We start from the raw sequence: 14,440 nt of genomic DNA on the forward strand, positions 1-14,440 counted from the left end.
AGCCCCCACCTTCGAGCCGGTTTGCACAAACAAGTCTCAGGCGCCAGGTTGCCAGCCGCCGCCAAGCGCGGTGACCAGCCCTACACTCGCCTGCAACTGCCGCGTCTGCACCGTCTGCAAGGTCATTTGCGCCTGCAACGTCGCGGTCTGCGCGGTCACCACATCCAGATAACTCACCGCGCCGGCCTGGTAGCTGTTCATCGCCAACGCTTGCGTATGCAGCGCCGCATCCGCCGCCGCTTGTTCATCCTGCGCCTCCTGCTGCAAATCCCTTAACTGCGCCAGGTTGTCTTCCACCTCGCGCACGGCCTTCAATACCTGGCTGCGGTACTGCGCCGAGGCTTGTTCAAACTCGGCTTTGGCCTGGCGTTCGTTGGCGCTCAAGCGACCCCCATCGAAGATCGGCAAATTCATCAGCGGCCCCAGCGCCCAATACCGATTGCCTGCCGAGAGTAAATTCCCCACGCCTTGGGTCTGCCCGCCAATCAATCCGGTCAGGCTGAAATCCGGGTACCACGCGGCCTTGGCCACGCCGATATTCGCGTTGGCCGCAAACACCCGGCGCTCCGCCGCCGCAATATCCGGACGACGTTGCAGCAGGTGGCTCGGCAGTTGCGACGGAATCCCCGGCAGGGCGATCAGTTGTTGGCTCGCCGGCAGCGTGAAGTCGCTGGCCGCCACGCCGACCAGTTCACCGATGGCATGTTCGGTGAGGTTGCGTTGCCCGCGCACTTCATCCAGTTGCGCCTTGGCTTGGGCGAGTTGGTTTTGCGCGCGGGTCAGGTCCAGTTCCGACGCTATCTGGCCCTCGTATCGACTGCGGGTCAGTTGCAGGGCCTGGCTGAAATCCTCCAGCGAGTTATTGAGAATCCGACTTTGCGCATCCAGCCCATTGAGCTGCACATACAAGGTCGCCAACTGATGCTGCAAGCTCAAACGCGCCACCGCCAAATCGTCGCCCGACGCCTGCGCCTGCGCATCACCCGCCGCCACTTGGTTGCGGATTTTGCCCCACAGGTCCAAGTCGTAGCTCAATGAAAACCCCGCAGTGTTGCTGTTGTACACCGACGGCTGCGTTGTACCGCGCAGCGGTCGCGAGTCCGATTGGCGCTGACGCAGCGGTTGTGCGCTGGCAGTGATTTGCGGGAATAACCCGGCATGCAATTGGCTGGCATACGCCTGGGACGCATCGAAGTGCGCCAGCGCTGCCGCCAGGTCCGGGTTGGCCTTGAGCAATTGCTGTTGCAACTGATCCAGGCGTGGCTCGTGGTAGAGCGTCCACCACTGCGGCGCCAGTTGGTCGGACGGCTGCGCGCTGTGCCAGGGGCCGTCGCTGGTTTGTTCGCGGTAGTTGGCCGGCAGTTTGATCGCCGGCACGTTGTAGGTCGGTGCCAGCGAGCAACCTTGTAAAGCCAGCAGCATCACGGCAACAAGTGGTTTAAGCCTTGGGCGCATGGGCACCTCCGGCGGCGTCGGCCAGTTGCACGGGGTCGCCTTCGCGCAGGGCGTCGGGCGGGTTGTCGACCACGCGGTCGGCGGGTTTCAGGCCCTGGTCGATCACCAGGCGTTCGCCCAGATCCAGGCCGATATGGATGGCCTGCAGGTGCACGTGGTTTTGCGCATCCAGTACAGCGACCTGGGTGCCTTGGGCGCGGAAGATCAACGCGCTGGCCGGGATGCTCACGCCATGGGTGTCCGCCGGGATCGGCAGGGTGGCTTCGGCGTAATCGCCTGGCAGCAATTGGCCGTTGGGGTTGTCGGCGACAAACTGCGCGAGCAGGGTGCCGGAGCGGCGGTCGATGGCGGTGGAGTCGCCGATCAGGTGCGCCTTGAAGTGCTCGCCGGGGTGCTCGGGAACGGTCAGCTCGGCTTCAAGCCCTTTGTGGATGACGGCCGCATAGTTCTGCGGCACCGGCACGTAGAGGCGCAGTTGGTGGGTGTCGGCGATGCTGAACAGCTCCGGGTCGCTGTCGGTGTCGGCCTTGATCAACTGGCCGATGTCGGTGTTGCGCGCGGTGATGGTGCCGGCGAACGGTGCGCGCAGGGTCTTATAGCTTTCCAGCGCGGATAACCGTGCGTAGTCAGCGGCGGCCGCTTCGGAGTTGGCTTTGGCCGCTGCGGCGTTGGAGGTTTTTTCATCGGCCTCCTGGCGCGACACCGAATGGCTGGCCAGCAGGTTTTGCCAACGCGTCGCGGTGGTGGCGGCCAGCCGCGCATTGGCCTGTTGCTGCAACAGCCGCGCATGGGTTTGCGCCAGTTGTTGATCGAGATCGGGGCTGTCGATTTCGGCGAGGATTTGCCCCGCTTTGACCTGGCTGCCGATGTCGACTTTCCAGTCCTTCAAGTAGCCGCTGACCCGCGCATGGATCGGCGCCTTGCTCCAGGCTTCAAGGTGGGCGGGCAGGCGCAGGGTGTCGCCGGCCACGTTCTGTTGCGGCTCAAACACCATCACCTGCGGTACGGCGGCGGTTTCGGTCCAGGCCGTGACGGATCGTTCGTGCATTGTGCGGGCGTACAGGCCGTTGGCGACCAGCAGGGCGGCCAGGGTCAGGCCGCCGACACCCATGAGCATCAGACGCTTGCGCGAGGGTTTGTGATCAGACGACATGGGGCGTTTCTCCAACAGTTGCGCGAGTAGGCTGACGACCGTGGACCAGGCTGAAGACCACGGGAACAAACAACAAAGTGGCGACGGTGGCGAGGATCAAGCCACCGATCACGGCGCGACCCAGCGGCGCGTTCTGCTCCTCGGACAAGGCCAGCGGCAGCATGCCGATGATCATCGCCAGGGCGGTCATGCACACCGGGCGAAAGCGCGTGTAACCGGCTTCCAGCGCGGCCTTGAGCGCATCGCCATGTTCGGCCAGGCGTTCGCGGCAGAAGCTCACCACCAGGATCGAGTTGGCTGTGGCCACGCCCATGCACAGGATGGCGCCGGTCAACGCGGGCACCGACAATGACGTGCCGCTGAGGAACAGCATCCACACGATCCCCGCCAGCGCCGCCGGCAATGCGGTGATGATCACGAACGGGTCGACCCACGACTGGAAGTTGACCACGATCAGCAGGTAGATCAGCACCACCGCACCGAGCAGGCCGACGCTCAAACCGCTGAAGGCTTCATGCAGCGCATCGATCTGCCCATGCAGGCTGATCACTGAGCCCTTGGGGCGCATGGACGCGGTATCGTCCAGCACCTTTTGCACGTCACGCGCGACGCCGCCGAGGTCGCGGCCTTGCACGTTGGCATACAGGTCCAGGGTCGGTTCGATGTTGTAGTGGGTCACCACCGCCGGGCTTTGCACGCGGGAGATGCTGGCCACGCCGCCGAGGATTTGCGACTGGCCATCGGCACCGGTCACGGGCAGCGCTTCCAGCGCCGGCAGGCTGTCGAGACGGTATTGCGGGGTGGCGGCGACGATGGAATAGGACACGCCGTTGGCCGGGTTGAGCCAGAAGGTCGGCGCCGTTTGCGAGCTGCCCGCGAGGGACGCGACCATGCTGTTGGTCACATCGCGCTCGGTGATGCCCAGGCCGTTGGCGCGCAGGCGGTCGACATTCACTTGCAGCGACGGGTAGCCGGTGGACTGCTGGATGCGCAGGTCGGCAATGCCCGGTACGTGTTGCAGGCGGCGTTCGAGTTCCACGGCGTAAGCACGGTTTTCTGCATCGCTGCGCCCGGAGATTTTCACGTCCAGTGGCGCCGGCGTGCCGAAGTTGAGGATCTGGCTGCTGATGTCCGCCGGCAGGAACGCGAAGTGGCTGCCGGGGAAACTTTGCGGCAGTGCTTCACGTAGTTTTTTCACGTAATCGGCGGTCGGCGCGTGGTGCTGTTTCAGGCTGACCTGGATATCGCCGTCCTGCGGGCCGATGGTGCCGCTGCTGCTGTAGGCCATGTCGATGCCGCTTAGCGGAATGCCGATGTTGTCGACGATGGTGTCGAGTTCTGCGGCCGGGATCACTTCGCGTATCCGCGCCTCGATCCGGTCGAACGCGGCCGCGCTTTCTTCGATCCGCGTACCCAGCGGCAAACGCACATGCAGCGCCAGCGCACCGGCGTCGGTGGCCGGGAAGAAGTCCTGGCCCAGGCTCGGCAGCAGCAGAAACGAGGCGAGCACGCAGGCCAAAAAACCGACGATGAAGCGCTTGCGATTGCCCAGGGCCAACGTCAGCAGGCCATGGTAGGTGTCGCGGATGTTCGAGAAGTGCCGCTCGAAACCCTGCTGGAAATTCAGCACCGACTGCAGCACGGCGTTGCGTGGCCTGGTGTGCTGCTCGCCTTCATGGTGGTTGATGAATGCATCTTCCGGGTGATGGCCGGTGCCGGGTTCCGGCGTGTGCGGTTTGAGCAGGTACATCGCCAATGTCGGCACCAGGGTGCGCGAGAGGAGGAACGAGCTGGCCATGGCAAAGATCACCGCCAGGGCCATCGGTCGGAACAGGTACCCGGCAATGCCTTGCAGCAAAAACATCGGCACGAACACGATGCAGATGCACAGCAGCGAGACGAACGCCGGGCCGACGATCTGCGCGGCGCCGTCGAGGATCGCGGTCTTCACCGCCTTGCCCTGTTCCAAGTGCCAGTTGATGTTTTCGATGGTCACCGTGGCGTCGTCCACCAGAATCCCCACCGCCAACGCCAGCCCGCCGAGGGTCATCACGTTGAGTGTCTGCCCGCTGACCGCCAGCAGCGCGATGGCCGCGAGCACCGCCAGGGGAATCGAGACGGCGATGATCAGCGTCGAGCGCCAACTGCCGAGGAACAGCAGGATCATCGCGCTGGTCAGCAGCGCGGCGATGATGCCTTCCTGGGCCACGCTGCCCACCGATTGTTTGACGAACACCGACGCGTCGCCCAGCAGTGAGGTCTTCAGCGACGGTGGCAGGGTTTCGTTGATGCGCGGCAGCATCTGGCGGATGCCGTCGATGATCGACAGGGTGGAGATACTGCCGTTTTTCAGCGCCGGCATCAGCACAGCGCGATGGCCGTCGACGCGCACGATGTTGGTCTGCGGCGGCGAACCGTCACGCACGTGGGCCACCTGGCCGATGGTGATCAAGGCGCCGTCGACGGTCTTGATCGGCAGGTCGTTGAGTTCATCGATGGCCTTGGGGCTGTTGTTGAGCAGGATCGTGTATTCGTTGGGGCCGAGCTTGGCGGTGCCGACCGGGATGATCTGGTTCTGCAACGCCAGCGCATTGCCCACGTCCTGGGCCGACAAGCCTTTGGCGGCCAGCGCCTGCGGGTCGAGGTCGAGGGTGATCTGGCGCTGCTTGCCGCCCATAGGCGTGGGCATGGCCAGGCCGGGCAGGGCGCTGAGGGGCAGGCGGATATTGTTTTGCACCAGATCGCGGATCTTGGCTTCCGACAGTGTCGGGCTGGAGAACGCCATTTGCAGGATCGGCACCGTCGAGGCGCTGTAGTTGAGGATCAGCGGCGGGGTGATGCCGGGGGGCATTTGCTTGAGCACGGTTTGTGACACCGCCGTCACTTGCGCGTTGGCAGTGCGGATGTCGACGCCGGGCTGGAAGAAAATCTTGACGATGCCCATGCCCGGCAGGGATTGCGATTCGATGTGTTCGATGTCGTTGACGGTGGTGCTCAGGGAGCGTTCATAGGTGTAGATCACCCGCCCGGCCATGGCGTCCGGCGACAGGCCGTTGTACTGCCAGACCACTGCAACGACGGGGATGCCGATATCGGGGAACACATCGGTGGGGGTGCGCAGGGCCGCCATCGGCCCGATGATGCAGATGAATATGGCCAACACGATAAACGTGTACGGCTTGTGCAGTGCGGTCTTTACCAGCCCGAGCATGCGTGAACCTCCGAGGGAGCAGGATTGCAAACCCCGGCAGTCTTGCCCGACCCACCTAACACGCACCTTTCAGCCAGGTGAAGGAAGATTTAGGTATGGGCTGAAGATCGTTTCATGTGTATTCATTTGTTCTACAAGGGGCGCCTCTCCAAGCTTGTGACCCATCGGATGCGATGCGTCTTTTAACTGAAATCCTTTGGAGCCCTGCCATGTCACTGAAACCTTTATTGCTGATCCCCGCCTTGAGCGCTGTGTTGTTACTGTCGGCCTGCGCCGGCCCGATGCCCAAAGCCGACCCCAGCGAAGCCTGGATCGGATTGAAAGAAGAAGCGCCGAATGACCTGATGGCCGAGCGCGTCGATGGCAAGCGCGTGGACGACGGGCGCTTTTTTGAAGTGCCGCCGGGCGACCATCGTTTGGATGTGACGTTATTCGAAGAGGAGCCAGGCGACGACAACCAGCAGGACTGCCAGGGCCGCGTGGAGTACAAGGACTTCAAGGCGGGTGAGCACTACACCCTGGTGGAATCCAGCCTGGGCAGCACCGTGCGCGCATCGCTCATGGATGGTCACGGCAAGGAAGTCGCGGCAACGCAGGACTTCAATTGCATGCCTGGCTAGGCGTGATGAACCGCCGCATTGTGCAGCTTGGCGGATGCAGCCGGTTTGACGTGGGGGTGATGGTGCCGACGGGTAATGCGCAACACCCCCCACAACATGGCGCCGGCGACCGCCAGCCAACCGCAGAACAACAGGAAAATCGTCGTTGCAAGGCTCATTCTGGCCTCCTTTCGCCCAGTAGGGGGCACACACAGTCTTCTCAATGGACAGTCTAGTCAGTCGACGGTTGCCTGCTATTGACCAATGGTCGTGTCGATCCAACTTCTTTGCTCTATCCCGGGCGTTTTACTGCGGCTCAAGGCTATACCCGGGCTGAAGAGCGTCCTATGATCAGGGCCCTTACCGGCAGTTGATCAAGAGAGTAAAAAATTGCGGTTACGGTCGAACGTTACAACCTCCTTGCTGCTGGCCTGCGCCCTCGGGCTCGCGGCCTGTTCCGGGCACCCGTCGAAGCTGCCGGGCTTGCCGGAGCGCGTCGAACTCAATGGTGTGCCGACGTTTCGCAGCGACGCCTATCAAAGCGGCCCTACGGCGTTAGCCAGCATGCTGTCGCAACAAGGCATTGTCATGACACCGGGTTTACTGGATAAGCCGTTGCACTTGCCGGGCGGCGAGGCGAACCTTGAGCGCAACATGCAGGTGCTGGTCCGTGAATACGGGCTGATGGTGTATCCGCTCGACGCCAAGCTCACGTCGGTGTTGGCGCAGGTGTCCGCGGGGTACCCGGTGATGGCGCGGATCAGCGGGCGGTTTTGGTCTGAGCCGCGCTACGTGGTGGTGGTAGGGTTTAACCAGCGCAAAAGCACGGTGTTGTTGAGTTCGGGCATGGACCGGCGACTGTTGATGGGCTTCAGTGATTTCGAGTCCGCCTGGAAAGGCGCCGGTCACTGGGCCATCGTCACCCAGCGCCCGAGCCAGTTGCCGGCCAATGTGGATGCACAGCGCTGGCGCGACGCGGCCAATGCCACCGCGCAGGCCGGGCAAGAGCAGGCCGCGGCGCAGGCGCTCAAGGTGTTGGCCGAAAGAAAGTAAAACACACCGCGCCCGCCACGCTGGGGCGCGGTGTGGTTTTGCACTACACCACGGCGCCGAACATCGCCCCCACGGCGGCCGTAATGCCCATGGCCAGCACGCCCCACAGGGTCACGCGCCAAGCGCCGACGATGACTTTCGCCCCGCCGGCCCTGGCCGCCACGGCGCCAAGACTGGCAAGAAACAGCAGGGACGTGCCGGATATCCACGGCACAACGCTGTGCGCCGGCGCGATGACCGTCACCGCCAGCGGCAACGCGGCACCGACCACGAAACTCGCCGCCGAGGCCAGCGCCGCTTGCAGCGGTTTGGCGGTGAGGGCTGCGCTGATGCCCAACTCGTCCCGTGCGTGTGCGCCCAAGGCGTCGTGTGCCATCAATTGATCGGCGACCTGATGGGCCAATTCGGGTGATACGCCACGGTGCATGTAGATGTGCGCAAGTTCGCTGTGTTCGGCTTTGGGGTTGCTGGCCAGTTCTGCCCGTTCCCGTGCCAGGTCGGCCTGTTCGGTATCGGCCTGGGAATGCACGGAAACGTATTCACCGGCCGCCATGGACATCGCACCCGCCACCAGGCCGGCCATACCGGTGACGATCAGCGAGGCGTGGCTGGCGTTGGCGGCGGCTACGCCGATCAACAGGCTGGCGGTGGAGACGATGCCGTCATTGGCCCCCAGGACTGCGGCGCGCAGCCAGCCGATACGGTCACTGCGGTGGGATTCGGTGTGCCGGTGCATGAATTTCATGGGGGTGCGGGACTCACGTGTGTGGGCTGGTTAGGGGCGGACGGCTTTCAATCTGCGCTTGCAGAATGCCGCCGACAATCGATATTTCTTTGAGTTGTTCACCCTCGCGCAGCACGAACAGCGCGTCCATCCCGCGTGCCTGCGCCAGGCGTGGGCCTTCGATTTCGCCCAGCACCATCAACGCCGTGGCCCAGGCGTCGGCGAGCATGCATGAGGCCGCCACCACGGTGACGGACGCGATCGTATTGCACAACGGAGCGCCGGTGGCCGGGTTCATGGTGTGGGCATAGTGGCGGCCCTTCACGTCAATCCAGTGTCGATAGTCGCCGGAGGTGGCGATGGCCGCGTCGCTGAGCTCCATGACCCCCATCACTTCACGCTGGCCACGGCTCGGTTTTTCAATGGCCACGACCCACGGTTGAGCATCCGGCTTGGCGCCTCGGGCACGCATTTCGCCATCGATGCCGACCAGGTAGCGCGTGAGCCCGAAGCTGTCCAGACAGCGCGCCAGTTCGTCGACGCCAAAGCCTTTGGCGATACCGTTGAGGTTGAGGTGCAGCGGCGCGCGTTTGCGCACTTGGTGGCGCTGGGCGTCCACCGTCAACGCTGCATTGGCCGAGAGACCGCCGCGTGGCGGCAGGGTGTCGATGGTCTGTTCGGTGACTGATTGTGCGCCCGGACCGAAACCCCAGGCGTCCACCAGATCACCCACGCCGATGTCAAAAGCCCCGCCGGATTGCTGGCTGACCCGCAGCGCGGCGGCTAACACAGTGGCCAGCTCTTTGGGCACCGCCAGCCATGTCTGCTCGGGGCCCGCGTTGAGGCGATTGAGGTCGGAATCGGCTTTCCAGGTGGACATTTGCTGGTCCACCCGGCCCACGGCCTGAGCCAGGCTGCGGTTGATCGCTGCGGTGTCGATGGCAGCTTGGGCATAGAACACGGCGCTGTAGCGCGTGCCCATGGTCTCGCCGTTCAGGCTGTAGCGTTGCATCTCAGTAGACGTCTTCACGGTAGCGTCCTTGTGCTTTCAGGGCCAGCACGCTCAGGTGGAGCGGGGCTAACACGTTATCCAGCGCTTGCATCACGCCTTTGGCCATCTCGCGGCTGCCGCACACCAGCACTTGGGCGCCGTTTTCGATCAGGGCGCGCAACGCCAGGGCGTCGCTGATCAGGCGGTCTTGCACGTAGCTGCGGTCCTGAACCTGGGAAAACGCCGCGCGCAATGCGGTCAGGCGGTGGTCGGCGAGGTAACGGTTGAGCTCCGGCTCATAGAGAAAGTCCGAGGCCGGGTTGCGTCCGCCCCAATACAGGTGCATTGGGTGTTTGGCGGTGTTGTGGCGAATAAAACCGGCCAAGGGCCCGATACCGGTGCCGGCACCAATCAGAATCACCGGGTGCGTGCCTGAAGCCGGGCGAAATTGTGGATTGGGCTGGATGAACGCTTCGACAGACGCGCCGATCTCCAGATCATGCAGGAACCCCGAGCATAGGCCACCTTCGTGTTTGCGCACGCAGATTTCCAGCACACCGTCTTCAGAACGGCTGGCCAGCGAGTAAAAGCGCGGCACCGGATTGTCCGGCGGGTAGATGCCGACCAGGTCACCGGCCTGGAAGCTCGGTAGCTCGCCCGCAGCCTTGAAGCGCAGGACGTGGGTCGGCGCGTTCACCGCTTCGCCATAGGCGATGCGCTCGGTCAACGCCAGTTGACGGGTGGGCGGGCGCTGGGCCGTATGGTTCAGCGGCAGGGCGTGGCCCAGTGGCGCCGCCAACGCGTTGCCCCAGCGCGCAAATTCCTGGGAGGACTGCCGGTTCACGGTTTCCAGCCCGAGCAATGGCGAGCCGCCGGCTTGCACCATCGCGTCCTGCACCTGATGGGCGTACTGACAGAATCGGGGAAACTGCCGGTCGCCAAATCCGAGTACCGCAAAGGACAGGCCGGGTTTGAGGCCCACTTGCTTGAGGCGCTCCAGGAACTGTGTGGCTGACGCGGGTGCATCGCCGTCGCCGTGGGTGGCGGTGAGGATGAACAGTCGCTGAGCGTCACGGTACGTGCCTTTCCATTCATTCATCGCGGCACTGTGAACCCGGTGCCCGGCCTGGTGCAGCGCCGCGTGCAAGGTATTGGCAAAGCCCCAGGTGCTGTTGTTTTCACTGCCCACCAGAATCACGCTGTCGGCTGAGTGGGCGGGGCTGTTATGGCGAATCTTCGGCGCGGCTTTGCGTCGCCGCCACCACAGCACAATACCGGTCACGCTCATCAACGGCACGCTGAGGGCGCAAAGCCCGAGGGGCAAGCCCAGCCACCAGAGGCCCTCACCGGTGTGCAGTTGATAGATCAATTGATAAAGGTTGTGCATTGAGTCGTGGGCCTGATACGACAACAGCGCGCCGCTGACCGGGTCCACGTAACCGTCGCCCTGGGCTGTGCGCAGGGAAAACACGTCCTCGGGGTTGCCGGGGCTTGGGTAAACCAATTCGCGCAGGTCATTCAAATCGGTGGCCTGCAAGGCTTGCAGGTTGGCCACCGGCTGCGCCGCCCCGACGCTGATATGCGCGGGGAAGGCCGGTTCAGCCTGACTGCCGTCGGCGATCAGGCCAAACGTCGTGGCGCACATGTACAGCCCAGTCAAGGCCGACAGCAGCAGCCCGAGCACGGCCAGGCGCCCGACTTCGGCGTGCCAGCGCTGGCTGAACGAGCCGCGCAGCGGCCGCAACAGGTTGCGCAGGCCGCCCAGGCGGCGCGCCAGCAATAGCGCGCCGGACACGGAAAGCAGCAACATGACGAATGCGCCGACGCCCGCGATCCCATGCCCCGTTGTGCCCATGAACAGCGAGCGGTGCAGGTCTTTTACCCAGCGCGACACGGCAGACGGCTCATAGGGGCCGAGGCCCTGGCCGGTGAGTGGGTCGATGGTTTGCGCACCGGCCTGGCCGTCCTGGTTGTAGTAGATGATCACGGTTCCGGAGGCGCTGCGCTGGATCTGCTCCACCCCCGGGAAGTGGTTGGCGATGTTCCCCGCCAACTGGCCGACAGTGAGCTGCCCGGCTGCGGTTGACGTGTTGTGCAGGCGTTCCAAAGCCGGATTGACGGACAGTACTGCGCCGCTGATGGCCAATATCATGACCAGCAGGGCGGCGATCAGACCGGGCAGTGAGTGGAACTGGCGAAGCATGTTTAGCCTCCAGAAGTCGCAGGTGCTACAGGTCGTAGGTAAAGGACTCGACATAGCCGTTGCCGCTGACCGGCTTGCCCGCCCCGCCCGATGTCAGCGGGACACTGACGTCGGCGCGGCTGTCGCGCTTGTCTTCCACGGCGCTGTCGATACGGATCTGATACCCGGCATCGATCAAGGTGTCGGCCAGTTCCACGCTGACGGTGAGGCTGCGGCCGCTGCCGACACTGGCGCCGCTGAGGCCGTCAAACTCGCTCGGGTTCATGGCGCTGCCACGTGCCCAGTCGCTCAGGTGCCGGTAGTACTTGGCCTTCTTGCCGGCGACCCAAAGGGTTTTCTGGTACTGGCCGTTGGCGTCGGTGACGTAAATCGCCAGGTACGCGCCGTTGCCGCTGTAGTCCTTGAGCTGGGTGGTCAGGGTCACTTCGCGGGCCTGGGCCAGCCCCGGCAGGGCAATGGCGCCGGCGAGGCAAGTTGCAGCAATGATTTTTTTCATGAGGATGTCCTGGTTGAACGTGGTGGCGAGAGCCTGGACCTGCTGGCTGACAGCAACCTGAAAGCCTTGCAAAGACGCGATGATCATTCAGATCCAGGACGGTTGAGGTAATCCCGGGCGTCGCCGTTGGCGCCGAAATGGATTTCCAGTTTGCGCAGGCGAAGCGAGGCTGGTGCGTAGCTGGCTTCGATTGCATTGCCCTTGCGGTCGGCGCCCTTGAGCTCGTAGCAGCCGTCGTCGACCTTGATGCGCTGCACGCTCCAGCCGTATTGCTGCTCCACTTGCTGGCGCAGGGTTTCGCGTGGTTGCCAGTCGCTGACCGGCTCGCTGCAGTCTTCATCGGCCAAGGCGTACCCGCTGAGCAGGACGCTGAGCAATGTGGTGCTGACAATAAAAGCTGATTTCATGATCTGTCTCCGGCCGGATTGGCATTTGCGGCTTACCCTAAAGGTCATTCCTGACAACTGGCTGAATCTTCAGATTCGCGTCAGGAAAGGTGGGTAAGGTGCTCCACGACAACCATCACAGGAGGTGCCAGATGCGGGTTTTATTGGTCGAGGATGCACTCGGGCTGGGCGAGGCGGTGCGCGAACAGATTGCCGATGACGGCCACGCGGTCGATTGGGTGCAGCGACTGGACCATGCGAACAACAGCGTGCGCACCACGCCGTATGACCTGATCCTGCTCGACCTGATGCTGCCCGACGGTCGCGGGCTGGACTTTTTGCGCCAGCAGCGCTCGGCGGGCAACGTGACCCCGGTGATCATCCTCACCGCCCAGGACCAGATATCCGATCGCATCGCCGGCCTCAACGCCGGGGCCGACGACTACCTGGTCAAACCGTTCGACCTGTTCGAACTCTCGGCCCGGGTGGCCGCCGTGGCCCGGCGTTACAGCGGCAACCCCAACCCGCTGATCAAACTCGGCGACTTACAGATCGATATGAACGCGCGCACCGTGCAGCGCGCCGGTATCACCGTCGACCTGACGGCGCGTGAATGGGCATTGTTTGAGGCGTTTGTGCAGCGCCCCACGGCGTTGCTGTCGAAGTCGCAGCTCGAAGAGCGCTTGTACGCCTTTGGCGCGGAAATCGAGAGCAACACCATCGAGGTCTACATCAGCCGCCTGCGCAAAAAACTCGGCCGCGACCTGGTGGAAACCGTGCGTGGCATGGGGTATCGGTTGATGGCCGTATGAAGTCGTCGATCAGCCTGCAAAAACGCCTCGGCCTGGGGTTGACCCTGGGCATGACCTTGCTCTGGCTGGGGGCGACTGTCGGGGCCTGGCTGGTGGTGCAACACGAATTAAACGAGGCGTTCGACAGCGCCCTGGAAGAGACGGCCCAACGCATCCTGCCCTTGGCCGTGCTGGAAATCAGCAACCGCGAGGAGCCGCGCGCGGCCCAGCACGTCGCCACCTTGAAGGTGCATAAGGAATACCTGACGTACCTGGTGCGCGACGCCCAGGGCCAGATTCTGATGCAGTCCCATGACGCCGATCCGAAGATCTTCAACGAACGGCCGAGTGAAGGGTTTTCCACCACGCAAAAGTACCGGCTGTATGGCGCGAGTGCGCTGCGCGACACCGTGTTCATTGAGATCGCCGAGCCGCTGGCGCATCGCCGTGAAGCAGCGCGGGAAGCCTTGCTGGCCTTGTTGGTGCCGTTATTGGCACTGATCCCCATCAGCCTGCTGGGCACTTGGCTGTTTGTGCGCCTCAGCCTGCGTAGCGTGTTGGCTTATCGCCGTGCCGTGGAAGCCCGTGGCGTGGGGGATTTGTCGCCGATCAGCGTGGCGCGGCTGCCGGCTGAAATCGACCCGTTGGCCGATGCGGTCAACCACCTGCTGGAGCGCTTGCGCAAGGCCTTGGAGGCCGAGCGCAGCTTCACCGCCAACAGTGCCCACGAATTGCGCACGCCGTTGGCGGCGACGTTGGCGCAGATCCAGCGCTTGCGCCAGGAAGCACCGGAAGGCCCGTTGCGCGTGCGTGCGGCGAAGATCGAAGACTCCCTGCGCGAACTGGCGCGGCTCTCGGAAAAACTCATGCAGTTGGCCAAAGCCGAGGGCGGCGGGCTGTTGTCCGAGGCACCACAGGACCTGATTCCATTACTGGCCCATGGGGTCGATGAGTGGAATCGCAGCAGCGGGCAGCGCATTCGGTTGCAGTTGCCAACTGAGGGCAGCGTTTATTGCGCGATTGACCCGGACGCGTTCGGCATCTTGCTGCGTAACTTGATCGAGAATGCGTTGAAGTACGGCGCGGCGGATCAACCGGTCGACGTCAGCCTCACGGACCAGGCACTGCTGCGGGTGGTCAACGGTGGACCGGCTGTGCCAGCGTCGGTGTTGCAGCGCCTGACCGAGCGTTTCGTGCGCGGCAGCAGCGAGGCCAGCGGTACAGGGCTGGGGCTGGCGATTGCCAAGACCATCGCCCACGGGGTCAAGGCGCGTATGACCCTGGCGTCGCCAGCGCCAGGCAGGGAAGACGGGTTTGAAGTGAACGTTCAGTTTTTACGCTTGCCGACATGAACGTTCATCGAGCCCCGGCGGCTGTG

General features: G+C 63.7%; 13 protein-coding genes. 4 read left to right on the forward strand and 9 right to left on the reverse strand.

The annotated features are described in order from the left end of the window. Positions 1-36: 36 nt before the first annotated feature. From ACP7CJ_RS22745 to ACP7CJ_RS22755, 3 genes are read right to left on the reverse strand one after another with little or no spacing between them, the layout of a single operon-like run. The gene (locus tag ACP7CJ_RS22745; RefSeq protein ID WP_426102098.1) at positions 37-1,455 is read right to left on the reverse strand and encodes an efflux transporter outer membrane subunit; all 1,419 of its coding nucleotides are present in this window, start codon (positions 1,453-1,455) and stop codon (positions 37-39) included. After that, entirely contained in the window at positions 1,439-2,608 is a 1,170-nt protein-coding gene (locus ACP7CJ_RS22750) for an efflux RND transporter periplasmic adaptor subunit (RefSeq protein WP_426102100.1), read from the reverse strand. Before ACP7CJ_RS22750 ends, ACP7CJ_RS22745 begins: the two co-directional genes overlap by 17 nt. Beyond that, positions 2,598-5,819, reverse strand: coding sequence for an efflux RND transporter permease subunit (locus ACP7CJ_RS22755; RefSeq protein WP_426102102.1), 3,222 nt, complete (start codon positions 5,817-5,819; stop codon positions 2,598-2,600). Before ACP7CJ_RS22755 ends, ACP7CJ_RS22750 begins: the two co-directional genes overlap by 11 nt. Positions 5,820-6,028: 209 nt before the next feature. On the opposite strand from ACP7CJ_RS22755, the gene ACP7CJ_RS22760 reads away from it, so the two are divergent. Further along, positions 6,029-6,439: a hypothetical protein gene (locus ACP7CJ_RS22760; RefSeq protein WP_276193675.1), complete on the forward strand. Its 411-nt coding sequence runs from the start codon at positions 6,029-6,031 to the stop codon at positions 6,437-6,439. Here ACP7CJ_RS22760 and ACP7CJ_RS22765 read toward each other — a convergent pair. Then, positions 6,436-6,597: a hypothetical protein gene (locus ACP7CJ_RS22765; RefSeq protein ID WP_276193674.1), complete on the reverse strand. Its 162-nt coding sequence runs from the start codon at positions 6,595-6,597 to the stop codon at positions 6,436-6,438. The genes ACP7CJ_RS22760 and ACP7CJ_RS22765 overlap by 4 nt on opposite strands. 211 nt (positions 6,598-6,808) lie before the next feature. Here ACP7CJ_RS22765 and ACP7CJ_RS22770 point away from each other — a divergent pair, with 211 nt between their 5' ends. Further along, positions 6,809-7,471, forward strand: a complete 663-nt coding sequence (locus ACP7CJ_RS22770; protein ID WP_426102104.1) for a peptidase C39 family protein — start codon at positions 6,809-6,811, stop codon at positions 7,469-7,471. A 43-nt stretch (positions 7,472-7,514) separates the two neighbouring features. On the opposite strand, the gene ACP7CJ_RS22775 is transcribed toward ACP7CJ_RS22770, so the two are convergent. From ACP7CJ_RS22775 to ACP7CJ_RS22795, 5 genes are all read right to left on the reverse strand, one after another. Further along, positions 7,515-8,216, reverse strand: coding sequence for a VIT1/CCC1 transporter family protein (locus ACP7CJ_RS22775; RefSeq protein WP_426102106.1), 702 nt, complete (start codon positions 8,214-8,216; stop codon positions 7,515-7,517). 13 nt (positions 8,217-8,229) lie between these two features. Beyond that, a complete protein-coding gene (locus ACP7CJ_RS22780) occupies positions 8,230-9,225 on the reverse strand; it encodes an FAD:protein FMN transferase (RefSeq protein WP_426102108.1) in 996 nt (331 codons plus the stop codon). Further along, positions 9,209-11,389 carry a PepSY domain-containing protein gene (locus tag ACP7CJ_RS22785; RefSeq protein ID WP_276193670.1) on the reverse strand — a complete coding sequence of 727 codons (2,181 nt, stop codon included), beginning with the start codon at positions 11,387-11,389 and terminating at the stop codon, positions 9,209-9,211. Before ACP7CJ_RS22785 ends, ACP7CJ_RS22780 begins: the two co-directional genes overlap by 17 nt. 25 nt (positions 11,390-11,414) lie before the next feature. Continuing rightward, positions 11,415-11,885 (reverse strand): DUF2271 domain-containing protein, encoded by a 471-nt coding sequence (locus ACP7CJ_RS22790; RefSeq protein ID WP_276197960.1) that lies wholly within the window; start codon positions 11,883-11,885, stop codon positions 11,415-11,417. A gap of 83 nt (positions 11,886-11,968) precedes the next feature. Then, positions 11,969-12,292: a PepSY domain-containing protein gene (locus tag ACP7CJ_RS22795; protein ID WP_276193669.1), complete on the reverse strand. Its 324-nt coding sequence runs from the start codon at positions 12,290-12,292 to the stop codon at positions 11,969-11,971. A gap of 131 nt (positions 12,293-12,423) precedes the next feature. Between ACP7CJ_RS22795 and ACP7CJ_RS22800 the strand changes: the two genes are divergently transcribed. Further along, a complete protein-coding gene (locus tag ACP7CJ_RS22800) occupies positions 12,424-13,083 on the forward strand; it encodes a response regulator (RefSeq protein ID WP_276193668.1) in 660 nt (219 codons plus the stop codon). Continuing rightward, positions 13,080-14,414, forward strand: coding sequence for a sensor histidine kinase (locus ACP7CJ_RS22805; RefSeq protein ID WP_276193667.1), 1,335 nt, complete (start codon positions 13,080-13,082; stop codon positions 14,412-14,414). Before ACP7CJ_RS22800 ends, ACP7CJ_RS22805 begins: the two co-directional genes overlap by 4 nt. The last annotated feature ends 26 nt before the right edge of the window (positions 14,415-14,440 follow it).

The sequence above is a fragment of the Pseudomonas sp. PSPC3-2 genome (assembly GCF_049897085.1).
Classification (GTDB): Bacteria; Pseudomonadota; Gammaproteobacteria; order Pseudomonadales; family Pseudomonadaceae; genus Aquipseudomonas; species Aquipseudomonas paraveronii.